The sequence below is a fragment of the Amycolatopsis australiensis genome, assembly GCF_900119165.1.
Classification (GTDB): domain Bacteria; phylum Actinomycetota; class Actinomycetes; order Mycobacteriales; family Pseudonocardiaceae; genus Amycolatopsis; species Amycolatopsis australiensis.
This window is the reverse complement of sequence record NZ_FPJG01000006.1, coordinates 5,544,734-5,569,843: the sequence shown is the minus strand read 5'-3', so window position 1 is coordinate 5,569,843 and position 25,110 is coordinate 5,544,734. Positions and strand designations below refer to the sequence as shown.

Sequence of the window (25,110 nt, the reverse complement as noted above, 5' to 3'; positions counted from 1 at the left end):
CGTGGTGGATCGCGCGGCGGTCGAGCAGATCCTCGGCCAGGTGGCCGCCGAAGGCCGCTCGTCGCTGACCGCGCCCGAGGGGCGTGCGGTCTGCGCGGCCTACGGCATCCCGACCCCCGCCGAACGGCTGGCGACCACGGCGGAAGAGGCGGTGGCCCACGCCGAAGCCATCGGCCTGCCGGTCGTGCTGAAGATCGTCTCGCCGGACATCCTGCACAAGACCGAGGCCGGCGGTGTGCTCGTCGGCCTGGCCGACGCCGAGGCCGTGCGGGCGGGCTTCACCGAAATCGTCGGGAACGCGAAGGCGTACCGGGCCGGCGCGCGGATCGTCGGCGTCCAGGTGCAGCGCATGCTCGCCGGGGGCCAGGAGGTGATCATCGGCTCGGTCACCGACCCGGCCTTCGGCAAGATCGTCGCGTTCGGCCTCGGCGGCGTGCTGGTCGAGGTGCTCAAGGACGTCACCTTCCGGCTGGCGCCGGCCGGCACCGGGGAAGCGCTCTCCATGATCGACGGCATCCGGGCCGCCGAGATCCTGCGCGGGGTGCGCGGCGCGGCCCCGGTCGACCGTGCCGCCCTCGCCGCGGTCATCACCGGCCTCGGGCAGCTGGTGACGGACTTCCCGCAGCTGTCCGAAGTGGATCTCAACCCGGTGCTCGCCACCCCGGACGGCGCCACGGCCGTGGACGTCCGGATCCTCGTCGACCCGGAGGCGGCGAAGGAACCGGTCCGGTTCGGCCGGGAGGAGATCCTCACGGCCATGAACCGGATCATGAAACCGGCGGCGGTCGCGGTGATCGGCGCGTCGGCCGAGGCCGGGAAGATCGGCAACTCGGTGATGAAGAACCTGGTCGACGGCGGCTACGCGGGCGAGATCCACCCGATCAACCCGAAGGCCGCCGAGATCCTCGACCGCAAGGCGTACCCGAGCATCACCGACGTGCCCGGCGACGTCGACGTCGCCGTCTTCGCCATCCCGGCGAAGTTCGTCCCCGCGGCACTGGAGGAAGCGGGCCGGAAAGGCGTGGCCGGGGCGATCCTCATCCCGTCCGGCTTCGGCGAAACCGGCAACGTCGAACTCCAGGACGAGGTCGTCGCGATCGCCCGGAGGCACGGCGTGCGCATCCTCGGCCCGAACATCTACGGCTACTACTACACGCCGGAGCACCTGTCGGCGACCTTCTGCACGCCGTACGACGTCAAAGGCGGCGTGGCGTTGTCGTCGCAGAGCGGCGGCATCGGGATGGCGATCCTCGGCTTCAGCCGCTCGGCCAAGATGGGGGTCTCCGCGATCGTCGGCGTCGGCAACAAGGCCGACATCGACGAGGACGACCTGCTCACCTTCTTCGAGCAGGACGACAACACGCAGGTCGTCGCGATGCACCTCGAAGACCTCAAGGACGGCCGGTCGTTCGCCGAGACGGCGAAGCGGGTCTCGAAGCGCAAGCCGGTCGTGGTGCTCAAGGCCGGGCGGACGGCGCAGGGCGCCAAGGCCGCCGGCTCGCACACCGGCGCCCTGGCCGGCAACGACAAGGTGTACGACGACATCCTCCGCCAGAGCGGCGTGATCCGGGCCACCGGGCTGAACGACATGCTCGAGTACGCCCGCGGCATTCCGCTGCTGCCGGCGCCGCGGGGCGAGAACGTCGTCATCATCACCGGCGCCGGCGGCTCGGGCGTGCTGCTGTCGGACGCCTGCGTCGACCACGGCCTGAACCTGATGGAGATCCCGCCGGACCTCGACACGGCGTTCCGCAAGTTCATCCCGCCCTTCGGCGCGGCGGGCAACCCGGTCGACATCACCGGCGGCGAGCCGCCATCGACCTACCGCAACACGATCGCGCTGGGCCTGGCGGATGACCGCGTCCACGCCCTGGTCCTGGGCTACTGGCACACCATCGTCACCCCGCCGATGGTGTTCGCCGAGCTGGTGTCCGAGGTCGTCGAGGAGTTCCGCGCCAAGGGCATCCACAAGCCCGTGGTCGCGTCGTTGTCCGGTGACGTCGAAGTCGAGGAGGCGAGTGACCACTTGTACGACCGCGGCGTCGTCGCGTACCCGTATACGACCGAGAAGCCCGTCGCGGTGCTCGGCGCGAAGTACCGCTGGGCCCGGGCCGCGGGCCTGCTCACGAACCTGAGTCAACGGTGACGAAGGAGAACCCTGATGACCGCAGCCACGTACCAGGAGATAGCTGACGACAACGGAAGAGTTTACCGGGTAGGGGAGTCACCGCACGACATCATGGGGCGCTCGCGCAGCTGGATGGTCTGGCTGCCCTGGATCGCCATGATGGCGGTCAGCGTGTTCGAGTACGGCTGGGGCGCCGTCGAAGGCACGCTGGAGGAGAAGTACGGCTGGACGCTGTCGGACGCATTCTGGCTGGCCAGCATCTGGGCGGTGTTCCAGGCCGGCGTCGCGTTCCCGGCCGGACGGCTGCGGGAACGCAACGTCGTCTCGGCGAAGACGGCGATGCTGCTCGGCGCCGTGTTCAGCGGCATCGGCTACTTCACCATCGCGCACAGCGGGAACCTCACGCTGGCGTTCATCGGGTACTCGGTCCTCGGCGGCACCGGCGCCGGGCTCGTGTACGCGACCTGCATCAACATGGTCGGGAAGTGGTACCCGGAGAAGCGCGGCGCGCGGACCGGGTTCGTGAACGGCGGGTTCGCCTACGGCTCGGTGCCGTTCATCTACCTGTTCAGCGCGTTCCTCGGGCACGAGAACGTCACCGGGGTGCTCGACGGCATCGGCCTGTACATGCTCATCGTCGTCGGCGTGTGCGGGTTCCTGTTCAAGGACCCGCCGAAGAGCTGGTGGCCGAAGGAGGTCGACCCGATCTCCTGGGCGAAGGGCAAGATCGGGGTCAAGAGCCTGGCGAAGAACCCGCCGGCGGTCCGCCAGTTCACGCCGATGGAGGCGATCCGGACCGGCATGCTCCCGCTGATGTGGGTGTGCCTGGTGATCATCGGCGGGGTCTCGCTGTTCGGCATCAACTTCCAGGTGCCCTTCGCCAAGGAGAGCCACTTCGGTGCCTTCGTGGCGGCCTCCTCGGCCGGCGTGCTGGCCATCGTGAACGGCACCGGCCGCGCGGTCGTCGGCTGGGCGTCGGACAAGATCGGGCGCAAGCAGACGCTCACGCTGGTGCTGGTGATCGCGGCCGGCGCGCAGTTCGGCGTGCTGTACGCCGGGAACACGCACAACCTGGTGCTGTTCATGGTCTTCGCGTTCCTGACCGGGTTCGGCGGCGGCGCGTTCTACCCGCTGTTCGCCGCACTGGTGCCGGACTACTTCGGCGAGAACAACAACGCGTCGAACTACGGCCTGGTCTACAGCGCGAAACTGGTCGGCGGCGTCGGCGGCGGCGGGCTCGCCGCCGGCGTGATCAGCGCGTGGGGCTACACCGGCGCGTACGTGCTCGCCGGGTGCATCGCCCTGCTCTCGGCGGGGCTGACGCTGTTCCTGCGCCAGCCCGGCCGGCCGCGCCACCAGCTCGCGGAAACCGAGCTGGTGGCGCGGCCTTCGGCCGCCGCGGGCGGCTGACCGTCCGGCCCGCTCCCCGGTCCTGCCGGAATCAGGACCGGGGGGCTTCCGGGCGTTCGTGGTAGGCCTGGCGGGTCCGTTCGGTGTGCTTGGCCATGATGGTCTCGGCGGCGCCGGCGTCCTGCCCGGCGATGGCCTGGATCAGCTCTTCGTGCTCGGTCCACGCGTCCCGCCCGCGGGGCCGGGCGATCGGTGTGTAGTACCAGCGGACGCGCCGGTCGACCAGGCCGATCAGCTCGGCGAGCACCTTGTTCCCGGACAGCTCGGTGATGAACGCGTGGAGGGCGGCGTTGGCCGCCACCAGGCCTTCGGTGTCGTCCGCGGCGAGCGCGTCGAGCCCGGCCTCCTGCAGTTCCCGCAGGCGGGAGACGTCGGCGGCGGTGGCCCGCTCGGCGGCGAGCTTCGCCGAGTGGGTCTCCAGCACGCTGCGGACGCTCAGCAGCTGGTCGGCTTCCTCGTCGGTGGGCAGGTGCACGAACGCGCCCTGCGCCGGACGCAGGTCGACCCAGCCTTCGCTCTGCAGGCGCTGCAGCGCTTCGCGGACCGGCTGCCGGCTGACGCCGAGGTACTCGGCCAGGTCGGCCTCGACCAGGTGCTGGCCGGGTTCGAGCGTGCGGTTGATGATCAGTTCGGCGATGGCCTCGTAGACGACCTGGCGCAGCGGGGCGGGCCGTTCGACGCGCTTGGCGGCGGTCGAGCCGAGCGAGCCCTTGGCCGTGCGGCGGCCGCTCGGGCCGCGGTCGGGGAGCGGGGATGCGGGCTGGCTCACGGGACACCTCGGAAAGGGGAGTGGAACGCGACGATCTCGATCCAGGATACAGGTTTTGGTATGCAAAATCCCAGTCACCGCCCGTCGAGGTCTTTTCCGAGTTCCGCCGCCGGGCCTCTGGTATCCGCTTTGGATCCAGTATACTGTATGCAATCACGTGCTGAACCGAAGCCGGAGGCCCATCATGAAGGTGGCTGTTCTCGGGGCCGGGGCGATCGGTGCCTACGTCGGGGCCGCGTTGCACCGCGGCGGGACCGAAGTGCACCTGATCGCCCGGCGGGCCCACCTCGCCGCGATGCGCGAGCACGGCGTCCGCGTGCTCAGCCCGCGCGGTGACTTCACCGCGCACCCGCACGTGACGGACGACCCGGGCGAAGTCGGCGAGGCCGACTTCGTGTTCCTCGGCCTCAAGGCCAACTCCTACGCGTCCTGCGGACCCCTGCTCGCGCCGCTGCTCGGCCCGGAGACGGCGATCGTCGCCGCGCAGAACGGCATCCCGTGGTGGTACTTCCACGGACTGACGGGCCATCCCCTGGAAGGGCGGCGGATCGAGGCGGTCGACCCGGGCGGCTCGGTGACCGCCGTGCTCCAGCTGCGGCGCGCGATCGGCTGCGTCGTCTACTGCTCGACCGTGGTCGAGGAGCCGGGCGTGATCCGGCACCTGGAGGGCACCCGCTTCTCCCTCGGCGAGCCGGGCGGCGAGATCTCCGCGCGCTGCAAGGTGCTCAGCGCGGCGATGATCGCCGGCGGCCTCAAGGCACCCGTCGAAGCCGACCTGCGCAACGACATCTGGGTCAAGCTGATGGGCAACGTCGCCTTCAACCCGCTCTCGGCGCTGACCCGGGCGACCATGGCCCAGATGTGCGAGCACGAGGACACGCGCGCGCTCGTCGCCACGATGATGACCGAGACCCTCGCCGTCGCCCGCGCGGCCGGCGCCGACCCGCGGATCTCGGTCGAAAAGCGCATCGACGGTGCCTGGCGCGTCGGCCACCACAAGACGTCGATGCTGCAGGACCTCGAAGCGGGCAAGCCACTGGAGATCGACGCGATCATCGGCGCGGTCGTGGAGCTGGCCGGCCTGACCGGCGTGCCCGCGCCGGCGTTGCGGCACGTCCACGCCTTGGTCTCGCTGCTCGACCGGACCAGCAACCCGCCCGTGCCCGCCGGGGCGCACTGAACCGGAGGTGCCCGTGAAGCGCAGGAAGACCGAACCGTACGTCCGGCTGCCCCGGCCACTGGTGCGCGACTCCGGCGTGCTGCGGCCGGCCACCTGGGACGAGGCCCTCGACCGGGCCGCCGCCGGGATCCGGCGGACCCTGGACACCAGGGGACCGGAGGCGTTCGGGATGTTCTCGTGCGCCCGCGCGACCAACGAGATGAACTTCGTCGCGCAGAAGTTCGCCCGCGCGGTGATCGGCACGAACAACGTCGACTCGTGCAACCGCACCTGCCACGCGCCGAGCGTCGCCGGGCTGGCCCGCGTGTTCGGCAGCGGCGGCGGGACGTCGTCCTCCAGGAGATCGAGGACGCCGACGTCATCGTGATCTGGGGCGGCAACCCGCGCGAGGCGCACCCCATCTCTTCCACCACGTGCTCAAGGCCGTCCACAAGGGAGCGAAGCTGTTCGTCGTCGACCCGCGGCGCACGAGCACCGCGAGCTGGGCGCACCGGCAGCTGCAGCTCGACGTCGGCACCGACATCGCCCTGGCCCACGCGATCGCGCGGGAGATCATCCACTCGGGACTGGCGAACGAGACGTTCATCGCGCGTGCCACCGAAGGCTTCCCGGAGTTCGCCGCCTCGGTCGAACCCTGGACGCCGGACGTCGCCGAGCGGACGACCGGCGTCCCGGCGGAGCTGATCCGCGAACTGGCCCGCACCTATGCCCGCGCCGATCGCGCCCAGCTGTCGTGGACGCTCGGCATCACCGAGCACCACAACGGCACCGACAACGTCCTCGCGCTGATCAACCTCGCGCTGCTGGCCGGGCAGGTCGGCCGCTACGGCGCCGGGCTGAACCCGCTGCGCGGGCAGAACAACGTCCAGGGCGGCGGCGACATGGGCGCCATCCCGGACCGGCTCCCCGGCTTCCAGGACGTCCTCGACCCGGGCGTCCGGGCGAAGTTCGACGCCGCCTGGGGCTCGTCGATCCCGCCGCACAAGGGCCTCAACTTGACCCAGATGCTCGACGCGATGGAGCGCGGCGACCTCACCTGCGTGTACGTCATCGGCGAGAACCCGGTGCAGTCCGAAGCGGACTGCGCGCACACCACAAGCGCCTGTCCAACGTCGATCACCTGGTGGTGCCGGACATCTTCCTCACCAAGACCGCGCAGCTGGCCGACGTCGTGCTGCGGCCTGGTGTGAGAGCGACGGGACGTTCACCAACTCCGAACGCCGGGTCCAGTGCGTCCGCAAGGCCCTCGAACCGCCGGAAGGCGCCCGCGACGACATCGAGCTGCTGTCGGGCTGGCGCGGCGGCTCGGCCACGACTGGCACTACACCGGCGGCGAAGCGGTCTGGGACGAGCTGCGCTCGCTGTCGCCGATGCACGCCGGGATGTCGTACGCGCGGCTCGAAGAAAACTCGGCGGCATCCAGTGGCCGTGCTCCTCCGAAGACGCCCTCGAACCGACGTTCCTGCACGGCCGCCTGTGGGCCGAAGACCCGGCCGAGCGCGGCCGCCCGGCGCCGTTCACCGTGATCGAGCACAGCCCGCCGGTCGACCTGCTGACCGAGGAGTTCCCGATCCGGCTCACCCCCGGACGGCGCCTGGACTCCTACAACACCGGCGTCCAGTCCGGCGGCTTCCCGTCCCCGCTGCGGCAGGGGGAGACCCTCGACCTGTGCCCGGAGGACGCGCGGCCGCTCGGCGTCGAACCCGGCGAACCGGTCCGGATCTCCTCGCGGCGCGGCGAGATCGTCGCGCCGGTGCGGCTCGACACCGGCTTGAAACCCGGGCTGGCGTTCATGACCTTCCACTTCCCGGACGAGGTCGACGTCAACGTCCTCACCATCGAGGCGACCTGCCCGATCGCCGGGACGGCCGAGGACAAGGCCGCGGCGATCCGCGTCGAGAAGCTGCCGGTGGAGGTCTGAAGCGGACCTCAAGCTGCTGGACGCCGTCGCGTCGCGCGAAGAACGGGAGGCGGTCGCGAGCTTCGCCGGCGGCGGCCGTGACCAGCTGCTGCCCGCGCTGCACGCGGTCAACGACCGGGTCGGCTGGATCAGCCAAAGCGCGCTCAACCTCATCTGCGAGACGCTGCACGTGCCGCCCGCCGTCGCGTACGGCGTGGCGAGCTTCTACGCGCTGTTCGCGCTGGAGGAGCGTCCGCAACGGGTGGTGCACCGACCTGGCGTGCCGGGTCAACGGCGCCGGGACGGTGTGCGACGTCCTCACCGAGCACGTCGGCGCGGCGGGGAAGGCGCGCGGCGGGGTCACGTGGCTGCGCAGCCCGTGCCTCGGCGTCTGCGAACGGGCCCCCGCGGCGCTGACGTTCCAGGCGGGCGACCCGGCCACCACCGAGCTGGTCGCCCCGGCGACCGGCGCGTCCGCGGTGCTGGCCGCCCGGCGGCCACCCGCGGGTGAGGGCGCGCCGCCGGTGATCCACCAGCGTGCGGGGCTGCGGCTGCTGCGCCGGGTCGGCGTGGTCGATCCGGCCAGTTTGGACGGCTACCGGGCGGCAGGCGGCTACGCGGCCTGCGGAACGCCCTGCGCATGGGCCAGGCCGCGGTGCTCCGCGAGGTCACCGACTCCGGCCTGCTCGGCCGCGGCGGCGGTGCCGCCTTCCCGACCGGCCGCAAGTGGGCGGCCACGGCCGCGCAGCCCGCCGGGCCGCACTACCTGGTGTGCAACGCCGACGAAAGCGAGCCCGGCACGTTCAAGGACCGGGTGCTGCTCGAAGGCGATCCGTTCGCGGTGGTCGAGGCCATGACGATCGCGGCGTTCGCGATCGGCGCCCGGCAGGGGTACGTCTACCTGCGCGGCGAGTACCCGCGGGCGCTGCGGCGGCCGCGCAACGCACTGGCGGTCTGCCGCGAACGCGGGTTCCTCGGTATGGACGTCATGGGCCACGAGGGGTTCTCGTTCGACATCGAGATCCGGCGTGGCGCGGGAGCGTACATCTGCGGCGAGGAGACCGCGATCTTCAACTCGATCGAGGGATTCCGCGGCGAACCGCGTACGAAGCCGCCGTTCCCGGTGGAGCAGGGGCTGTTCGGCAAGCCGACCGTCGTGAACAACGTCGAGACACTGGTCAACGTGCCGCTCATCCTCACCGAGGGCGCGGCCGCCTACCGGGTGATCGGGACCGCGGCCGCCACGGGCCCCAAGCTGTTCTGCCTGTCCGGGAACGTTCGACGGCCCGGCGTGTACGAGGTGCCGTTCGGCACGACCCTGCGGGAACTCCTCTCCTCGGCCCGGGGGAGTCCCGGCGGGCCGGTCGGTGCGCGCGGTGCTGCTGGGCGGCGCGGCCGGCGGGTTCGCCCGGCCGGACGAACTGGACCTGCCGCTGACGTTCGAAGACGCGCGGGCGGCGGAGACGACGCTCGGCTCGGGCGTCGTCCTGGTGCTGGACGACCTCGCCGACCTCGGCGGGTTCCTGCTGCGGATCGCGGTGTTCTTCCGCGACGAGTCGTGCAGGCAGTGCGTCCCGTGCCGGATCGGGACGGTCCGCCAGGAGGCGGCGATCCGCCGGGCCCTGGCCGCGGGGCCGGACCAGCGCCCGCTGCTGCGCGAGGTGGGCGGGGTCATGCGGGACTCGTCGATCTGCGGCCTCGGCCAGACCGTGTGGAACGCCATCGAGTCGGCCATCGACCGGTTGGGGGCACTGCAGTGACGATCGTGGACATCGGGATCCCCCGCCGGCTCGTCGAGTTCACTGTGGACGGTGAAACTGTCCGGGTGCCGGAGGGTTCGACGATCCTCGACGCGTGTACGGCGGCAGGCAAGGACATCCCCACCCTCTGTTACGGCGACACGCTCGAACCGGCGAACGCCTGCCGCGTCTGCATGGTCGAGGTCGAAGGCTCGCGGACGCTGGTGCCGTCGTGCTCCCGCAAGGCCGAGCCGGGCATGGTGGTGCACACCGATTCGGCGCGGACGCGCACCGGCCGCAAGGTGGTCCTCGAACTGCTGGCGTCGGCGACGGACCTGTCCACGACCCCGGGCGTCGCGGAGTGGATGGCCGAGACGGGCGCGGACCCGGCCCGCTTCGGCCCGGACGCGGCGGCAGTGGCGCAACCGGCGCTGGTGGACAACGAGCTGTACGTCCGCGACTACGGCAATTGCATCCTCTGCTACAAGTGCGTCGACGCGTGCGGCGAGCAGTGGCAGAACTCGTTCGCGATCAGCGTGGCGGGCCGCGGTTTCGACGCGCGCATCTCGACGGAGTTCTCGAACCCGCTGCCGGACAGCGCCTGCGTGTACTGCGGCAACTGCGTCGAGGTCTGCTCCCGCCAGACGCGGACGACGACCGTCTGCCCGTTCTGCGGCGTCGGCTGCAGCCTGACCCTGCACGTCCAGGACAACGAGATCGTGAAGGTGACGTCACCGCACGACAGCGCGGTGACGCACGGGAACCTGTGCATCAAGGGCCGGTTCGGCCGGCAGCACGTCCAGAACAGGTGAATGCCCCCGCCGGTGTCGGCCGGCGCGGCGCCGGACTGCGCCGTCCGAGCGGCCACCAGCGTCAGGACGAACCCGCAGCCTTTCAGCGGAATCCCCGCACTCGTCGCGGTCCGCACCCGAGCGTTGACCGTGGTCATCTCGACCGGCTATTCTCGATATACGAAAGAAAGATTCCGGATAGCGAAATTTGAGGTCGCGATGCCAGAAGAGGGGCACTCCCTGCCGTACGTCGCCAACCTGTCGATCCTGTTCAAGGAGGTCCCGCTGCCCGAGCGCGCGGCCGCCGCGCGGGAGGCCGGGTTCACCGACGTCGAGTACTGGTGGCCGTTCGACACCGCCGCGCCCGCGCGCGACGAGGTCGACGCCTTCGTCCGGTCGATCGAGCGAGCCGGTGTGCGGCTGCGGGGGCTGAACTTCTTCGCCGGCGACATGACGGCGGGGGAGCGCGGCCTGGTGTCGTGGATCGGCCGCGAGACCGAGTTCGCCGACAGTCTCGTCGTCGCGCTCGGCATCGCCGAACGCACCGGATGCCGCAGCTTCAACGCCCTCTACGGCAACCGGCTCGACGGCGAGGACCCGGCCAAGCAGGACGACCTCGCCCGCGCCCACCTCGCGACGGCCGCCGAGGCCGCCGCGCGGATCGGCGCGCAGCTGGTCCTCGAACCCCTCTCCGGCGCGGACCGCTATCCGCTCAAGACCGCCGCGGACGCCGTGGCCGTGCTCGACGACCTCGGGCGCGACAACGTGCGGCTGCTGGCCGACCTGTACCACCTGGCAGTCAACGGCGACGACCTGGACGCCCTCGTCACGGTGCACACACCGCGGATCGGGCACGTCCAGATCGCCGACGCGCCCGGGCGGCACCAGCCCGGCACCGGCTCCCTCGACATCGACGGATACCTCGCGAAGCTGCAGGCCGCGGGATACGACGAGTTCGTCGGCATCGAATACGTCCCGGAGCCCGGCACTCTCGCGTCGCTGGACTGGCTGCCGATCACCCGAAGGGGACGAGCATGAAACTGGGATTCATCGGACTGGGCGTGATGGGCGCCCCGATGGCCGCGCACCTGGCCGCGGCCGGGCACGACGTCGCCGGCTTCGACGTCAACCCCGCCGCGGGGGAGAAGCTGGCGGCCGCCGGCGGACGGGCCGCGAGCGGGGTCGCCGACGCGGTGGCCGGTGCGGACATCGTGATCACGATGCTGCCGGACCACCCTCAGGTCGAACAGGTCGTGCTGGCGCCGGGTGGCGTCCTCGGGACCGCCGATCCGGGCACCCTCCTGATCGACATGAGCACCATCCGGCCGGAGACGTCGATCGAGATCGCGGAAGCCGCACGGGACAAGGACATCCGCGTCCTCGACGCGCCGGTGTCGGGTGGTCAGGCGGGTGCCGAGCAGGCGGCACTGTCCATCATGGTCGGCGGCGACGCGGCGGACTTCGAGGCCGCGAAGCCGGTGTTCGACGCGGTCGGCAAGACCATCGTCCACGTCGGCCCGCACGGCGCGGGCCAGGTCGTCAAGGCCGCGAACCAGCTCGTCGTCGGCGGGATCTACGGCCTGGTCGCCGAGGCGATCGTGCTGCTCGAAGCGTCCGGTGTGGACGCCGCCACGGGCCTCGACGTGCTCGCCGGGGGACTCGCGGGCAGCCGGATCCTCGAACTGAAGCGCAAGTCCATGGTGGACCGCCGGTTCGCTCCCGGCTTCCGGATCGACCTGCACCACAAGGACATGGGGATCGCGCTGGCCGCCGCCCGGCAGGCCGACGTCGCGCTCCCGCTCACCGGGCTGGTCGCCCAGCTCGTCGCCGCCGGCCGTGCCATGGGCTACGGCTCCCTGGACCACTCGGCCTTGCTGAAGGTCGTCGAACAGTTGTCGGGCCGCGTCCCGGCGGAGGTGTGACATGCCCAGAATCCCCGCGATGCAGGCGGTCGTCGACGTCCTGGAAAGCGAAGGCGTCGACACCGTCTTCGGCTGCCCCGGCGCGGCCATCCTCCCGCTGTACAACGCCCTGCAAGGCCGGGCGATCGAGCACCTCATCGTCCGCCACGAAGAAGGCGCGACGCACATGGCCGACGGCTGGGCCAGGACGAACGGCAACGTCGGCGTCGCCATCGGCACGTCCGGGCCTGCCGGGACCAACATGATCACCGGGCTCTACACCGCGCACGCGGACTCGATCCCGATCATCTGCATCACCGGCCAGGCGGCTACCACCAAGCTGCACCAGGAGGCGTTCCAGGCCGTCGACATCGTCGAGATCGCCAAGCCGGTGACGAAGTGGGCGGTCCAGGTCAAGGAGGCGGCACAGCTGCCGTGGATCTTCCGCGAGGCGTTCCGGGTCGCCCGGTCCGGCCGTCCGGGCCCGGTGCTCATCGACCTGCCGATCGACGTGCAGAGGCAGGACATCGAGTGGGACTCCTCGATCGACTCGCCGCTGCCGGTCGCCGCGGTGCGGCCCGCGCCGGCGCGCGTCGAGCGGGCCCTCGACCTGCTGCTGGCCGCCGAGCGCCCGCTCATCCTGGCCGGCGGCGGGGTCGTCCTGGGCGAGGCGAGCGAGCAGCTGCGGGCCGCGGCCGAGCGCCTCGGCGTCCCGGTGCAGGTGACGCTGATGGGCAAGGGCAGCTTCCCGGAGGACCACGAGCTGTTCGCCGGGATGGCGGGCATCCAGACGTCGCAGCGCTGGGCGAACGCCGCCTTCCTGGAGGCCGACCTGGTGCTGGCGCTGGGTGCGCGCTTCGGCGACCGGCACACCGGGGAGCTGTCGGTGTACCGGGGCGAGCGGAAGTTCATCCACGTCGACATCGAGCCGACGCAGCTGGGCAAGGTGTTCGGCCCGGACCTCGGGATCGTTTCGGACACGCGGGAGTTCCTGGAGGCTCTCCTGACGGCGCTGGAGCGGCGCTCGCCGCGGCCACGGCGGGAGTGGGCCGGTCGCATCGCGGAGCTCAAGGAAGCGCTTCCCCGGCGCGACGACTTCGACAGCCTGCCGATCAAGGCGCCGCGGGTGTTCAAGGAGATCAACGAAACCTTCGGCGAGGACACCTACTTCGTCACGGCGATCGGGCTCTACCAGATCTGGTCGGGCCAGTTCCAGAAGGCGCACAAGCCACGTCACTACCAGGTGTGCGGGCAGGCCGGCCCGCTCGGCTGGGAGATCCCGGCGGCGATCGGGGTCAAGAAGGCGCGGCCGGCGGCGGAGGTCGTCGGCGTGGTCGGCGACTACTCGTTCCAGTTCCTCGTCGAGGAGCTGGCGGTGGCCGCCCAGTACGACGTCGGGTTCGTCCTGGTCATGCTCAACAACGAGTACCTCGGGCTGATCCGCCAGGCCGAGACCGGCTACGACATGAACTTCGAAGTCGACATCCACTACGACGCGAACGGCACCGACAACGTCAAGATCATGGAAGCCTACGGCTGCTCCGGCACCCGGGTGCACGAGCCGGGGGAGATCCGGACGTCCCTGGAATGGGCGCGCAAGGAGGCCGAGCGGACCAGCCGCCCGGTCCTGGTGGAGATCATGATCGAACGCGAAGGCAACGCGGCCATGGGCGCCGCCCTGGACGCGGTCAAGGAGTTCGAGCCCGCGTAACGACCCCCGCGTGACCCAGGCCGCCGTGCGAGACCCGACCTCGCACGGCGGCCTTTCCGCGCGCGCGGAACGCCGCTTGTCGGAAAGTACAAACGCGGGCCGGAAATTCGCCTCTCTTTCAGGGGTTTTGCCGTGGCCGCGGCCACACCCCGGCGTGTGTACTGCTGGGGCGAAGCAGCCCGAAAGGACGTCCACAGTGGAATTCCTCCGACCCGCCACGCTGGCCGACGCGCTCGCCGCGAAGGCCGCGCACCCCGGTGCGGTCCCGATCGCCGGCGGCACGGACGTGATGGTCGAAATCAACTTCGACCACCGCCGTCCCGACGCCCTGCTCGACCTCGGCCGCGTGGCCGAGCTGCACGAGCAGGGCACCGACGGCGGCCGGATCCGGATCGGCGCGGCCGTGCCCTACGCCCGGATCATCGCCGAGCTCGGCGATCGGCTGCCCGGCCTCGCGATGGCCGCGCGGACCGTCGGATCCCCGCAGATCCGCAACCGCGGTTCGGTGGGCGGCAACCTGGGTGCGGCTTCACCCGCAGGCGACGCGCACCCGGCCCTGCTCGCCGCGGACGCCGAGGTCGAGATCGCGTCGGTGCGCGGGACCCGGATCGTCGCCGCGAAGAACTTCTACGCCGGGGTCAAGAAGAACGTCCTGGAGCCGGACGAGCTGATCACCGGTGTCCTGCTCCGGCCGGCCACCGGCCCGCAGCAGTTCAGCAAGATCGGCACCCGCAACGCCATGGTCATCGCGGTCGCCGCCTTCGGGCTGGCCCTGCACCCGGCGGAGCGGCGGGCCGGCACCGGCGTCGGCTCGGCCGCGCCCACCCCGCGCCGGGCTTTCGCCGCCGAGGAGTTCCTCGCCGGCGAGCTGGACTGGGACTCACCGAAGCCGCTGGCCGACTCGGTCAAGCGCCGGTTCGGCGACCTGGTCGCCGCGGCCGCCGCGCCGATCGACGACGTCCGGGGGAGCGCGGCGTACCGCCGGCACGCCCTCGGCGTGATGGCGCGGAGGACGCTGACCTGGGCCTGGAGCGAATACTGCGGAGGGAGCGCGAAGTGCGCGTGAACGTCACTGTCAACGGTGAGCACCGCCGGGCGGACAACGTCTGGGAAGGCGAAAGCCTGCTGTACGTGCTGCGCGAGCGGCTGGGCCTGCCCGGCTCGAAGAACGCCTGTGAGCAGGGCGAATGCGGCTCGTGCACGGTCTACCTCGACGGCGTCCCGGCCTGCGCGTGCCTCGTCGCGGCCGGTCAGGCCGAGGGCCGCGAGGTCGTCACGGTCGAAGGGCTGGCCGACGGCGAGGCGCTGGACCCGGTGCAGGAGGCGTTCGTCGAACGCGGCGCCGTCCAGTGCGGCTTCTGCACCCCGGGCCTGGTCGTCGCGGCCCACGACCTGATCGAGCGCAACCCGCGGCCGGACGACGTCGAGATCCGCGAAGCGCTCGCCGGGAACCTCTGCCGCTGCACGGGTTACGAGAAGATCCTCGACGCCGTCCGCGACGCGGCCGCGAAGAAGGCCGTCCGATGAGCGCGCCCGCCCGTTCCCCGCAGGAGCTGCACGACACGATCGCCGGCGGCATCGGCGAGAGCCCGCTGCGCCCGGACGGCACGCTCAAGGTCCGCGGCGAGTTCGCCTACTCCTCGGACCTGTGGCACGAGGACATGCTGTGGGGCGCCACGCTGCGCAGCCCGCACCCGCACGCCCGGATCGTCCGGCTCGACGTCTCCCGCGCGCTCGCCCAGCCCGGTGTCCACGCGGTGCTCACGCACGAGGACGTCCCCGGCGAGAACGTCTACGGCCTCAAGTACCAGGACACGCCGGCGCTGGCCGTCGACGTCGTCCGCTACCAGGGTGAGCCGGTCGCGATCCTGGCCGCCGACCACCCGGAGATCGCGCGGCAGGCGCTCAAGGAGATCGTCGTCGACTACGACGTGCTCGAGCCGGTGACCGACCCCGAGCGGGCCGCGCACGACGACACGCTGCCGAAGCTGCACCCTGGCGGGAACCTGGTGCGCCACCAGCGGATCGTCAAGGGCGACCCGGACGCCACCGCGGACGTCGTCGTGTCCGGCGTGTACGAGATCGGCATGCAGGACCAGGCGTTCCTCGGCCCCGAGTCCGGCCTCGCGGTGCCGGCCGAGGACGGCGGCGTGGACCTCTACCTGGCGACCCAGTGGCTGCACGTCGACCAGCGGCAGACGGCGAAGGCACTCGGCCTGCCCCTGGAGAAGGTGCGCCTGACGCTGTCGGGCGTCGGCGGCGCGTTCGGCGGTCGCGAGGACCTGTCGATGCAGATCCACTCGTGCCTGCTCGCGCTGCGCACCGGGCGGCCGGTGAAGATGAGCTACAACCGCCTCGAGTCGTTCTTCGGGCACGTCCACCGGCACCCGGCGAAGATGTACTACGAACACGGCGCCACCCGTGACGGCAAGCTGGTCTACGTCAAGGCGAAGCTGTACTTCGACGGTGGCGCGTACGCGTCGAAGACCCCGGTCGTCGTCGGCAACGGCACCACGCTCGGCGTCGGCCCCTACGACGTGCCGAACGCGCACATCGAGGGCTGGGGCGTCTACACGAACAACCCGACCTGCGGCGCGATGCGCGGGCTCGGCGCGGTCCAGCCGACCTACGCCTACGAGTCCCAGATGGACAAGCTGGCGGCGGCGCTGGGCATGGATCCGGCCGAGCTGCGGATCCGCAACGCGCTCAGCGAAGGGTCCACGGTGGTCACCGGCCAGGTGGTCGACTTCCCGGCGCCGGTCGCCGAGCTGGTCCAGCGGGTCCGCGACCTGCCGCTGCCGCCCGAGCCCGCCGGCGAGCGCGACATCCGCGAGCTGCCCGGCGGCGCGTCCAACACCACGCACGGCGACGGCGTGGTCCGCGGGGTCGGCTACGGCGTCACCATCAAGAACATCTCCTACGCCGAAGGCCTCGACGACTACTCGACCGCCCGCGTCCGCCTGGAGGTGCTCGGCGGCGAGCCGGTGGCGATGGTGCACACCGCGGCGGCCGAGGTGGGCCAAGGGCTGGTGACGCTGCAACAGCAGATCGCGCGCACCGAGCTGGGCGTGACGCGGGTGAGCGTGCACCCGGCCGACACGAGCGTCGGCGACGCGGGCTCCAGCTCGGCGTCGCGCCAGACGTACGTCACCGGCGGCGCGGTCCGCAACGCCTGCCGCGCGGTCGCCGAAGCGGTCTACGCCCGGCTCGGCGTGCCGGCCGAAGGCATGACCCTGGCCGGCGGCAAGGTCGTCGCGGCCGACGGCGAGGTGGTCGCGGACCTGGCCGAGCTGCTGGGCGACACCGCGATCGAGGAGACCCGCGAGTTCCACCACCGGCCGACCTACCCGCTCGACCCGGAAACGGGCCAGGGCGACGCGCACGTCCAGTACGGCTTCTCAGCCCACCGCGCGGTGGTCGACGTCGACCTCGACCTCGGGCTGGTCAAGGTGGTCCAGCTCGACTGCGCCCAGGACGTCGGCAAGGCCATGAACCCCGACGCCGTCGTCGCGCAGATCCACGGCGGGTCCGCCCAGGGCCTCGGGCTGGCGGTGATGGAGGAGATCCTGGTCGAAGGCGGCAAGGTGCGGAACCCGTCGTTCACCGACTACCTCATCCCGACCGTCCTCGACATGCCGCCGATGCGCGTCGAGGTCCTCGAGCGGCCCGACCCGCACGCGCCCTACGGCGTCCGCGGCGTCGGCGAACCGCCGACGATCTCGGCCACGCCCGCGATCGCCAACGCCATCCGCGCGGCCACCGGCCTCGAGCTGCCGCGCGTCCCGATCCGTCCCGAGCACATCACGGTGTCCCGTGGGGGTGCGGCCCCCACGCCCCGCCCGGAGGGCGCCGGCCCCCGGTCCCCCCGAAACGCCACTGGAGCCTGAGATGACCACGTCGCTTTCCGTCGAGAACGAATGGCTCGACGAGGCCGTCCGCATCGCCGAGACCAACGTCGCGAACGGCGGCGGCCCGTTCGGCGCGCTGATCGTGCGGGACGGCGAGGTCGTCGCGACCGGCGTCAACCGCGTCACCGCGAACCTCGACCCGACTGCGCACGCCGAGGTCGTCGCGATCCGCGCGGCCTGCCAGGCGCTCGGCACGTTCAAGCTGGACGGCTGCGTGCTCGTCTCCAGCTGCGAGCCGTGCCCGATGTGCCTGTCCTCGGCACTGTGGGCGCGGGTGGACAAGGTCGTCTTCGCCGCCGACCGCGACGACGCGGCCAAGGCCGGCTTCGACGACCGCGCCTTCTACGAGCTCTTCGACCGGCCGCGCGACACGTGGACGGTACCCGTGACGCGACTGTCCGCAAAGGACGGTTTCGCGCCCTTCGCGGCCTGGCTCGACAAGGCCGACCGCACCGACTACTGACCCACCGCTTACTGACCCACAAGGCCAGCTGACCGGAGCACAACCGAATCGAACGTCCCGCTCGCCCAGGCACGGCGCTGTGCCTCGGCCTGGCCGAGCACACCCACCGGCAAGGGCAGGACGCATGACCCAGGTAGAGATCCAGGAACCCGAACTCGGCGGAGTACCCGGCCCACCGCAACGCCGTTCGCTGCTCGACAAGCTGTTCGAGCTGCGGGCCCGGCAAACCACGATCGGCCGAGAAGTGCGCGGCGGCGTCACGACGTTCGTCGCGATGGCCTACATCGTGCTGCTCAACCCGCTCATCCTCGGCGCCTCCGCCGACATCACCGGCGCGCGGCTGTCGGCCGCGCAGGTGACCACGGCGACCGCGCTGGCCGCCGCCGTGATGACCGTCCTCATGGGACTCGTCGGCAACGCGCCGCTCGCGCTGGCCGCCGGGCTCGGCATCAACGGGATCGTCGCCTTCCAGATGGCCCCGTCGATGACGTGGCCGCAGGCCTTCGGGCTGGTCGTGCTCGAAGGCGTGTGCATCGTGCTGATGGCGGTCAGCGGCGTGCGCGAGCGGATCATGAACGCCATCCCGCGGCCGCTCAAGATGGCGATCACCGTCGGCATCGGGCTCTACATCGCGCTCGTCGGGCTGGTCAGTGCCGGGTTCGTGACCCGGATGCCGGACTCGGCGCAGACCACCGTCCCGGTGCGCCTCGGGGCGGGCGGGCACCTGCACGGCTGGCCGATCGCCGTGTTCTGCTTCGGGCTGCTGCTGATGGTCGTGCTGGTGGCGCGCAAGGTCCCTGGCGCGGTGCTGATCAGCATCGGGGTGGCCACCGTGCTCGCCGTCGTGCTGCACGAGGGGTTCGGCGTCGGCGGCTGGGGCCTCACCACCCCGGCCCTGCCCGACCACGTCGTCGCGGCACCGGACTTCGGGCTCTTCGGCCACATCGACCTGTTCGGCGGGTTCGCCTCGGCGGGAGCGCTGGCGGCGACGGTGTTCCTGTTCACGCTGGTGCTGTCGGGGTTCTTCGACGCCATGGGCACGATCACGAGCGTGTCCGACGAGGCCGGGCTGTCGAAGAACGGCAAGGTGCCGCGGATGGGCCGGATCCTGCTGGTCGACGGCGCGGGCGCGATCGCGGGCGGGGTCACCGGCTCGTCGCCGAACACGGTGTTCCTGGAGTCCGCCGCCGGCGTCGGGGAGGGCGCGCGGACCGGGCTGGCGAGCGTCGTGACCGGCCTGCTGTTCGCCGGGACGCTGCTGTTCACGCCGCTGGCCGGGGTCGTCCCGGCGCAGGCCGCGGCGCCCGCGCTGGTGGTCATCGGCGGCATGATGGTCGCGCAGTGCCGCCACATCCCGTGGCACGACCCGGACTACACGATCCCGGTGTTCCTGACCGCCGCGTTGATCCCGTTCACGTATTCGATCACCAACGGCGTCGGCGCCGGCCTGATCGCGTTCGTGCTGATCAAGCTCGGCCGCGGCAAGTGGCGCGAAGCCGGCTGGCTGCTTTCCCTGCTGGCGCTCGTGTTCGCGGTGTACTTCGCCATCGACGGTGTCGAAGCCCTCTTCCGCTAGGAGTTCCCGTGGCCCTGATGTTCTTCAACGGCGGCGCCATGCGCGGCGGACCGCTGCACCACCTCCTGTCCGGCTCACCGTTCGTGACCACCACGACGACGGCGCCGAAGTACCGGTTCTACGCCGTCGGCGACCAGTGCCCGGCGCTGTACCCGGTGTCGCACGGCGGCGCTGCGGTGACCGGCGAGGTCTACGACGTCCCGCTGGACGACCTGCGGGACAAGGTGCTCCCGGCCGAGCCGCACGAGCTGGAGCTGGGCGTGGTGGAACTGGCGGACGGCAGTTCGGCGTTCGCCATGCTGCTGCGGCGGCCCTATACCTCGCACGTCGCCCTGCGGGACATCACCGAGGTCGGCGACTGGCGGGCGTACCGGGCGAGCGCGTGAAGGTCCTCGTCGCGCCGGACAAGTTCAAGGGCTCGCTGAGCGCGGCCGAGGTGGCGTCGGCGGTGGCCGCCGGCCTCGCCGACGCCCGTCCCGCGGTCGTGGTGGAGACCCTGCCGGTGGCCGACGGCGGCGACGGCACGGTCGACGCCGCCGTCGCCGCCGGGTTCCGCCGCGTGCGGGTGCCCGCGCGGGGGCCGACCGGGGAGCCGGTCACGGCGTCCTACGCGGTCCGTGGTGACACCGCGGTCGTCGAGCTGGCCGAGGCGTCGGGACTGCACCGGCTCCCCGGGCCGCCGGCGCCGCTCACGGCCACCAGCGCGGGCACCGGTGACGTCGTCGCCGCGGCCCTGGCGGCGGGCAGCGGGCGGATCGTCCTCGGCGTCGGCGGCAGCGCGTGCACCGACGGCGGCGCGGGCCTGCTGACCGCGCTGGGCGCCCGGCTGCTCGACTCCGCGGGCCGGGAGCTTCCGCCCGGTGGCGCGGCCCTGTCCCGGCTCGCCGCGCTCGACCTGTCCGGCCTGTCCGGCCTGTCCGGAGCGGACTTCGAGCTGGCGAGCGACGTGGACAATCCGCTCCACGGCCCGCGCGGGGCCGCTCACGTCTACGGTCCGCAGAAGGGCGCGTCCCGCGACGACGTCGAGACGCTGGACGCCGCGTTGCGGCATTGGGCGTCTTTCGCCGGAGCGGAGGTCGCCGAGCGGCCGGGCGCCGGCGCGGCCGGGGGAGTGGGCTTCGCGGCGATGGCCGTGCTGGGCGCCCGGATGCGGCCCGGTATCGAGCTGCTGCTCGACCTGCTGGGGTTCGACGCGGCGCTGGCGGACGCGTCCCTGGTCGTGACGGGCGAGGGGTCGCTCGACGAGCAGACGTTGTCCGGCAAGGCCCCGGCGGGCGTGGCCCGGGCCGCGGCGGCCAAGGGGATTCCCTGCGTCGCGGTGTCCGGGCGGTGTGAACTGTCCTCAGTGGACTTGGCGGCAGCGGGGTTCTCGGCCGCGTACGCGTTGACAGATCTGGAACCGGACCCGGCGCGTTGCCTGGCGGAGGCGGCGCCGCTGCTGCGCCGTCTCGCCCGCCGGGCCGCCCTGGCCCACCTGTAGTCGGTGATTCACTTCTCGCTGTCCAGGTGGTCCAGCTGAGCGGCGGCGTACCGGCCGCCCGCGACGGCCCCGGCCGGGACGGCGGCCTCGATCTCGGCGAGGTCGGCCGCGGTGAGCTCGACGTCGGCGGTGCCGAGGGACTCGGCCAGCCGCGCCCGGGTGCGGGCGCCGACCAGCGGGACGATGTCCTCGCCCTGCGCGGTGACCCACGCGATGGCCAGCTGCGCGGTCGTGATGCCCTTCGCCGCGGCCAGCTTGCCCAGCGCGTCGGTCAGGGCGAGGTTGCGCTCGAGGTTCTCGCCCTGGAACCGGGGGCTGTGGCCGCGGAAGTCGCCGTCGGCCAGCTCGCGCGACGGCGTCCAGTGCCCGCTGAGCAGGCCGCGCGAGAGCACGCCGTACGCCGTGACGCCGATGCCCAGCTCGCGGGCGGTGGGCAGGATCTCCGCCTCGATCCCGCGGGAGAGCAGCGAATACTCGATCTGCAGGTCGGCGATCGGGTGTACGGCGGCGGCGCGGCGCAGTGTCTCGGCGCCGACCTCCGACAGGCCGATGTGGCGGACGTACCCCGCCCGCACCAGCTCGGCCAGTGCGCCGACCTGTTCCTCGATCGGCACGGCCGGGTCGAGCCGGGCGGGCCGGTACACGTCGACGTGGTCGGTGCCGAGGCGGCGCAGGCTGTAGGCGAGGAACGTCTTGATGGCCGCCGGGCGGCTGTCGTAGCCGAGCCAGCCGCCGTCCGGGCCGCGCAGCGCGCCGAACTTGACGCTGATCACCGCCCGGTCGCGGTCGCGGCCGCGCAGCGCGTCACGCAGCAGCAGTTCGTTGTGGCCCATGCCGTAGAAGTCGCCGGTGTCGAGCAGGGTGACGCCGGCGTCGAGCGCTGCGTGGATCGTCGCGACCGACTCGGCCTCGTCGGCCGGGCCGTACAGGTCGGACATGCCCATCAGCCCGAGGCCGAGGGCGCTGACGGCCGGACCGGTCCGGCCGAGGGTGCGGGAGCGCATGAATCCTCCTTGGTTCCATCGATATCGCCATTAAGATATCAGCGATATTGAACATGCGCTATCGAGGATTTGTTATCATTGGAACCATGGTGACGAAGACGGCGGCGGACACCCGCGAGCGGATCCTCGAAGCGGCGGCCGCCCTGCTGGTGGCGGAGGGGCGCGACGGCCTCTCGACGCGCGCGGTGAGCGCGGCGGCGGGCGTGCAGCCGCCGGCGCTGTACCGCCTTTTCGGCGACAAGGACGGCCTGCTCGACGCGGTCGCCGCGTACGGCTTCGACGAGTACCTGGCGAGCAAGCGTGCCCTCGGGTCGACCGGCGACGCCGTCGAGGACCTGCGGCGTGGCTGGGACCTGCACCTCGAGTTCGGCCTCTCGCGCCCGGAGTTCTACGTGCTCATGTACGGCGACGCGCGTCCCGGCCGCACCTCGCCGGCCGCGCGCGAAGCCGAAGGGATGCTCCGCGGCATCGTCGAGCGGGTCGCGGCGGCGGGCCGGCTGCGGGTGAGTGTCGACCGCGCGGCGCGGCTGGTGCACTCGACGGGGATGGGCGTCGTGCTGTCGCTGATCGCGACACCGGAGGCGGAGCGCGACCCGGAGCTGTCGGCGACGGCTCGCGAGACCGTCCTCGCCCGGATTCTCACCGACGCCGAAGCGCCGTCCGGATCGGCTCTCCCGGAGCGGGCGATCGCGCTGCGCGCGGGTCTCGACGGCGCCACGGCGCTGACCGCTGCCGAGCGTGTCCTGCTCGCGGAGTGGCTGGACCGCATCGCCGACGCCTGATCCGTCCGGCGAGGGCTGGATCGGTTCAGGTCGATCGGACATTGCCTGTCATCGACGCGTGGCTCAATATGTTGCGGCTCGCAACATATTGACGACAACGCCGTCGGAGGGTCCGATGATCAGGTGGAAAGCGGTCCTGGCCTGCGCCGGAGCGGGAGTTCTGCTGGCCGGGGCGCTGCCCGGCACGGCACTGGCGAGCGGTACCGCCACCGACTGCTGCGGTGGCGGCGCCTCCTGGGCCACCGGCAACAAGTCCGCGCTCGGCACCTCGACGACGACCGCCAGCCCGGTCTGGTTCACCGTCGCCAACGGCGTCACGTCCGAGGTGTTCTACCCGCGCGCCGACGTGCCGGACATGCAGGACATGCAGTACGTCGTCACCGACGGATCGAGCTTCGTCGACCTCGAACGCGACGCCACGAACCACGTCGTCTCGATGCCCGACGAGAAGGCCCTGCAGTATACCGTCACGAACACCGCCAAGAGCGGCAAGTACCGGATCACCACCGACTACGTCACCGACCCGGCCCGCTCGACGCTCGTGACCAGCACGCGGTTCCAGTCGCTCGACGGCGGCAGCTACCGGCTCTACCTGCTGGCCAACCCGTCGATGGCGGGTGGCGGGTCGAACGACAACGCGTGGTGGGACTCCTCCGGCGCCCTGATGGCGAGCGGCACCGAGACGCTGTTCGGCGGCACGGCCACCACGGTCGTCTCCGCACTGCGCGTCTCGACCGGCTTCACCGCGCACGACAACGGCTACAGCGGCGCGGGCAGCGACTGCCTCGTCGACCTGCGCGCCGACAGGACCCTGAACAACCAGTTCGACGCCGTCTCCGGCACCGGCAACGTCGTCCAGTGCGGACAGATCCCGGTCGGGACGGACACGACGTTCACCGTCGCGCTCGGCTACGGCGCCACGGCGGCGGCCGCCTCGTCCGCCGCGAGCGGCTCGCTGAGCAGCGGGTTCGCCAACGTCTCGGCGTCCTACCGCAGCGGCTGGAACTCCTACGTGGGCAGCCTGAAACCCGCTCCGGCCAGCGTTTCGGGCGACACGCAGCGGCGGCGGGCCTACTACGTCGCGGCGATGGCGCTGAAGACGGCCGAGGACAAGCAGCACCCGGGTGCGAGCGTCGCTGGCCTGGCGACGCCGTGGGGCGACTTCACGAACGGCGACCACCTCAATGACGGCTACCACCGCGTCTGGGGCCGTGACCTCTACCAGCAGGCGACCGGCCTGCTCGCCGCCGGCGACAGCGCCCAGGCCACGCGGATGGCCCAGTTCCTGTGGAACTCGCAGTGGATCGGCAGCTCCACCGCCGGCGACGGCACGACGTACCCGGCCGGCTCGTTTCCGCGCTACAGCCCGGTTTCCGGCGTCGCGGGCGCCAGTGCCCAGCAGCTCGGCTGCTGCGAGCAGCTCGACCAGGACGCCGACGCGATCCTGCTGGCCTGGCTGACCGGCCTCACCGACGCTTCGACGTACGCCAAGGTCAAGACGACGGCGAACCACATCGTGGCGACCGGGCCGGACACGACCGAGCGGTGGGAGGAGCAGTACGGCAAGTCCCCGTCCTCGGTGGCCGCGGAGGTCGCCGGTCTGATCGCCGCCGGAGCCATCGCCCGGGCGAACGGCGACACCGCGAGCGCGACGACGTGGGAGTCCACAGCGGACTCCTGGCGCAGCTCCCTGGCCGGCTGGACCGTGACGACGTCCGGCTACTGGGGCGGGCACACGTACTACGAGCGCCTCGACCGCGCCGGGAACCCGAACGACACCGCGACGATCTGCTTCGACGAAGGCTGCTTCTACGAGCACGACGTCACCGACTTCGGCTTCCTCGACCTCGTGCGGCTCGGTATCCGCCCCGCGGGCGACACCACGATCGCGAACTCCGTCGCGCCGACGGCCGCCGCGTCCGACGGCAACTCCGCCGTCCAGGTGACCTTGCCCGACGGCGACGTCTACTTCCACCGCTACCCGCACGACAACTACGGCGAGAGCACCGCGAACTGCAGTGGCTGGCCCGCGAACGGCAGTCAGCGGTTCGGGCGGCTGTGGCCGGTGCTGTCGGGCGAACGCGGCGAGTACGAGCTGGCGAACGGCCGGTCGGCGGCGGTGTACCTCAAGTCGATGGCCGACTCGGCCAACGACGGCTACTTCGTCCCCGAGCAGGTGTGGGACCGCGCGGACGTCGGCTGCTTCGGGCTCGGCCGCCCGACCGGCAGCGCAGGCCCGCTGATGTGGGCGGAGGGCCAATACCTGAGGCTGGCGCAGAACATCGACGCGGGCCGCAACCTCGACACGCCGTCGATCGTCAAGGCCCGCTACGGCACCTGACCCGCCGGCGGCCCGGCACGCCCCCTC

20 protein-coding genes and 2 pseudogenes are annotated in these 25,110 nt (G+C 71.8%); 20 read left to right on the top strand and 2 right to left on the bottom strand.

Annotated elements, in window-relative coordinates; genetic code table 11:
- The first annotated feature begins 1 nt into the window (after position 1).
- Positions 2 to 2,146, top strand: a complete 2,145-nt coding sequence (locus BT341_RS27370) for an acetate--CoA ligase family protein (RefSeq protein WP_072479011.1) — start codon at positions 2 to 4, stop codon at positions 2,144 to 2,146.
- 15 nt (positions 2,147 to 2,161) lie between these two features.
- A complete protein-coding gene (locus BT341_RS27365; RefSeq protein ID WP_072479010.1) occupies positions 2,162 to 3,538 on the top strand; it encodes an OFA family MFS transporter in 1,377 nt (458 codons plus the stop codon).
- A gap of 31 nt (positions 3,539 to 3,569) precedes the next feature.
- On the opposite strand, the gene BT341_RS27360 is transcribed toward BT341_RS27365, so the two are convergent.
- Positions 3,570 to 4,307, bottom strand: coding sequence for a GntR family transcriptional regulator (locus tag BT341_RS27360; RefSeq protein WP_072479009.1), 738 nt, complete (start codon positions 4,305 to 4,307; stop codon positions 3,570 to 3,572).
- A 184-nt stretch (positions 4,308 to 4,491) separates the two neighbouring features.
- On the opposite strand from BT341_RS27360, the gene BT341_RS27355 reads away from it, so the two are divergent.
- From BT341_RS27355 to BT341_RS27290, 16 genes and pseudogenes are all read left to right on the top strand, one after another.
- The gene (locus tag BT341_RS27355) at positions 4,492 to 5,487 is read left to right on the top strand and encodes a 2-dehydropantoate 2-reductase (RefSeq protein ID WP_072479008.1); all 996 of its coding nucleotides are present in this window, start codon (positions 4,492 to 4,494) and stop codon (positions 5,485 to 5,487) included.
- A 13-nt stretch (positions 5,488 to 5,500) separates the two neighbouring features.
- Positions 5,501 to 7,408, top strand: a pseudogene (locus BT341_RS47390) (molybdopterin oxidoreductase family protein).
- A 13-nt stretch (positions 7,409 to 7,421) separates the two neighbouring features.
- The gene (locus BT341_RS46725) at positions 7,422 to 7,898 is read left to right on the top strand and encodes an NADH-quinone oxidoreductase subunit NuoE family protein (RefSeq protein ID WP_342750267.1); all 477 of its coding nucleotides are present in this window, start codon (positions 7,422 to 7,424) and stop codon (positions 7,896 to 7,898) included.
- Between the two features lie 129 nt (positions 7,899 to 8,027).
- Positions 8,028 to 8,696, top strand: a pseudogene (locus tag BT341_RS46720) (NAD(P)H-dependent oxidoreductase subunit E); the annotation flags it as partial.
- Positions 8,697 to 8,754: 58 nt separating this feature from the next.
- Positions 8,755 to 9,147: an NADH-ubiquinone oxidoreductase-F iron-sulfur binding region domain-containing protein gene (locus tag BT341_RS46715; RefSeq protein WP_245805355.1), complete on the top strand. Its 393-nt coding sequence runs from the start codon at positions 8,755 to 8,757 to the stop codon at positions 9,145 to 9,147.
- Positions 9,144 to 9,938: a 2Fe-2S iron-sulfur cluster-binding protein gene (locus BT341_RS27340; RefSeq protein ID WP_072479007.1), complete on the top strand. Its 795-nt coding sequence runs from the start codon at positions 9,144 to 9,146 to the stop codon at positions 9,936 to 9,938. Before BT341_RS46715 ends, BT341_RS27340 begins: the two co-directional genes overlap by 4 nt.
- A gap of 198 nt (positions 9,939 to 10,136) precedes the next feature.
- Positions 10,137 to 10,955, top strand: coding sequence for a hydroxypyruvate isomerase family protein (locus BT341_RS27335; protein WP_072479006.1), 819 nt, complete (start codon positions 10,137 to 10,139; stop codon positions 10,953 to 10,955).
- Entirely contained in the window at positions 10,952 to 11,839 is an 888-nt protein-coding gene (locus BT341_RS27330; RefSeq protein WP_072479005.1) for a 2-hydroxy-3-oxopropionate reductase, read from the top strand. The genes BT341_RS27335 and BT341_RS27330 overlap by 4 nt, the downstream gene beginning before the upstream one ends.
- A 1-nt stretch (position 11,840) precedes the next feature.
- Complete coding sequence (gene gcl, locus BT341_RS27325; protein ID WP_072479004.1) at positions 11,841 to 13,529, top strand: glyoxylate carboligase; 1,689 nt, start codon at positions 11,841 to 11,843, stop codon at positions 13,527 to 13,529.
- A gap of 196 nt (positions 13,530 to 13,725) precedes the next feature.
- Complete coding sequence (locus tag BT341_RS27320) at positions 13,726 to 14,595, top strand: FAD binding domain-containing protein (RefSeq protein WP_072479003.1); 870 nt, start codon at positions 13,726 to 13,728, stop codon at positions 14,593 to 14,595.
- Positions 14,586 to 15,056 carry a (2Fe-2S)-binding protein gene (locus tag BT341_RS27315; protein WP_072479002.1) on the top strand — a complete coding sequence of 157 codons (471 nt, stop codon included), beginning with the start codon at positions 14,586 to 14,588 and terminating at the stop codon, positions 15,054 to 15,056. The genes BT341_RS27320 and BT341_RS27315 overlap by 10 nt, the downstream gene beginning before the upstream one ends.
- A complete protein-coding gene (gene pucD / locus BT341_RS27310) occupies positions 15,053 to 17,416 on the top strand; it encodes a xanthine dehydrogenase subunit D (RefSeq protein ID WP_245805116.1) in 2,364 nt (787 codons plus the stop codon). Before BT341_RS27315 ends, pucD begins: the two co-directional genes overlap by 4 nt.
- A 1-nt stretch (position 17,417) precedes the next feature.
- Complete coding sequence (locus BT341_RS27305) at positions 17,418 to 17,900, top strand: nucleoside deaminase (protein WP_072479001.1); 483 nt, start codon at positions 17,418 to 17,420, stop codon at positions 17,898 to 17,900.
- A 124-nt stretch (positions 17,901 to 18,024) separates the two neighbouring features.
- Complete coding sequence (locus BT341_RS27300; RefSeq protein WP_072479000.1) at positions 18,025 to 19,476, top strand: NCS2 family permease; 1,452 nt, start codon at positions 18,025 to 18,027, stop codon at positions 19,474 to 19,476.
- An 8-nt stretch (positions 19,477 to 19,484) separates the two neighbouring features.
- On the top strand, positions 19,485 to 19,862 hold the full coding sequence (locus tag BT341_RS27295; RefSeq protein WP_072478999.1) for an allophanate hydrolase-related protein: 378 nt from the start codon (positions 19,485 to 19,487) through the stop codon (positions 19,860 to 19,862).
- Positions 19,859 to 20,956, top strand: a complete 1,098-nt coding sequence (locus BT341_RS27290; RefSeq protein ID WP_072478998.1) for a glycerate kinase — start codon at positions 19,859 to 19,861, stop codon at positions 20,954 to 20,956. The genes BT341_RS27295 and BT341_RS27290 overlap by 4 nt, the downstream gene beginning before the upstream one ends.
- Positions 20,957 to 20,964: 8 nt before the next feature.
- On the opposite strand, the gene BT341_RS27285 is transcribed toward BT341_RS27290, so the two are convergent.
- Positions 20,965 to 21,960 carry an aldo/keto reductase gene (locus BT341_RS27285; protein WP_072478997.1) on the bottom strand — a complete coding sequence of 332 codons (996 nt, stop codon included), beginning with the start codon at positions 21,958 to 21,960 and terminating at the stop codon, positions 20,965 to 20,967.
- An 86-nt stretch (positions 21,961 to 22,046) separates the two neighbouring features.
- Between BT341_RS27285 and BT341_RS27280 the strand changes: the two genes are divergently transcribed.
- Both BT341_RS27280 and BT341_RS27275 read left to right on the top strand, forming a co-directional pair.
- Positions 22,047 to 22,742 carry a TetR/AcrR family transcriptional regulator gene (locus BT341_RS27280; protein ID WP_072478996.1) on the top strand — a complete coding sequence of 232 codons (696 nt, stop codon included), beginning with the start codon at positions 22,047 to 22,049 and terminating at the stop codon, positions 22,740 to 22,742.
- 115 nt (positions 22,743 to 22,857) lie between these two features.
- Positions 22,858 to 25,083 (top strand): glycoside hydrolase family 15 protein, encoded by a 2,226-nt coding sequence (locus BT341_RS27275; RefSeq protein WP_072478995.1) that lies wholly within the window; start codon positions 22,858 to 22,860, stop codon positions 25,081 to 25,083.
- Positions 25,084 to 25,110: the final 27 nt, after the last annotated feature.

What these genes read in the sequence shown, in the direction of transcription:
- BT341_RS27365 (WP_072479010.1), top strand. Translation starts at nt 2,162, where the DNA reads ATGACCGCAGCCACGTACCAGGAGATAGCTGACGACAACGGAAGAGTT.
- BT341_RS27355 (WP_072479008.1), top strand. Translation starts at nt 4,492, where the DNA reads ATGAAGGTGGCTGTTCTCGGGGCCGGGGCGATCGGTGCCTACGTCGGG.
- BT341_RS27335 (WP_072479006.1), top strand. Translation starts at nt 10,137, where the DNA reads ATGCCAGAAGAGGGGCACTCCCTGCCGTACGTCGCCAACCTGTCGATC.
- BT341_RS27330 (WP_072479005.1), top strand. Translation starts at nt 10,952, where the DNA reads ATGAAACTGGGATTCATCGGACTGGGCGTGATGGGCGCCCCGATGGCC.
- gcl (WP_072479004.1), top strand. Translation starts at nt 11,841, where the DNA reads ATGCCCAGAATCCCCGCGATGCAGGCGGTCGTCGACGTCCTGGAAAGC.
- pucD (WP_245805116.1), top strand. Translation starts at nt 15,053, where the DNA reads ATGAGCGCGCCCGCCCGTTCCCCGCAGGAGCTGCACGACACGATCGCC.
- BT341_RS27305 (WP_072479001.1), top strand. Translation starts at nt 17,418, where the DNA reads ATGACCACGTCGCTTTCCGTCGAGAACGAATGGCTCGACGAGGCCGTC.
- BT341_RS27300 (WP_072479000.1), top strand. Translation starts at nt 18,025, where the DNA reads ATGACCCAGGTAGAGATCCAGGAACCCGAACTCGGCGGAGTACCCGGC.
- BT341_RS27285 (WP_072478997.1), bottom strand. Translation starts at nt 21,960, where the DNA reads ATGCGCTCCCGCACCCTCGGCCGGACCGGTCCGGCCGTCAGCGCCCTC.
- BT341_RS27280 (WP_072478996.1), top strand. Translation starts at nt 22,047, where the DNA reads ATGGTGACGAAGACGGCGGCGGACACCCGCGAGCGGATCCTCGAAGCG.
- BT341_RS27275 (WP_072478995.1), top strand. Translation starts at nt 22,858, where the DNA reads ATGATCAGGTGGAAAGCGGTCCTGGCCTGCGCCGGAGCGGGAGTTCTG.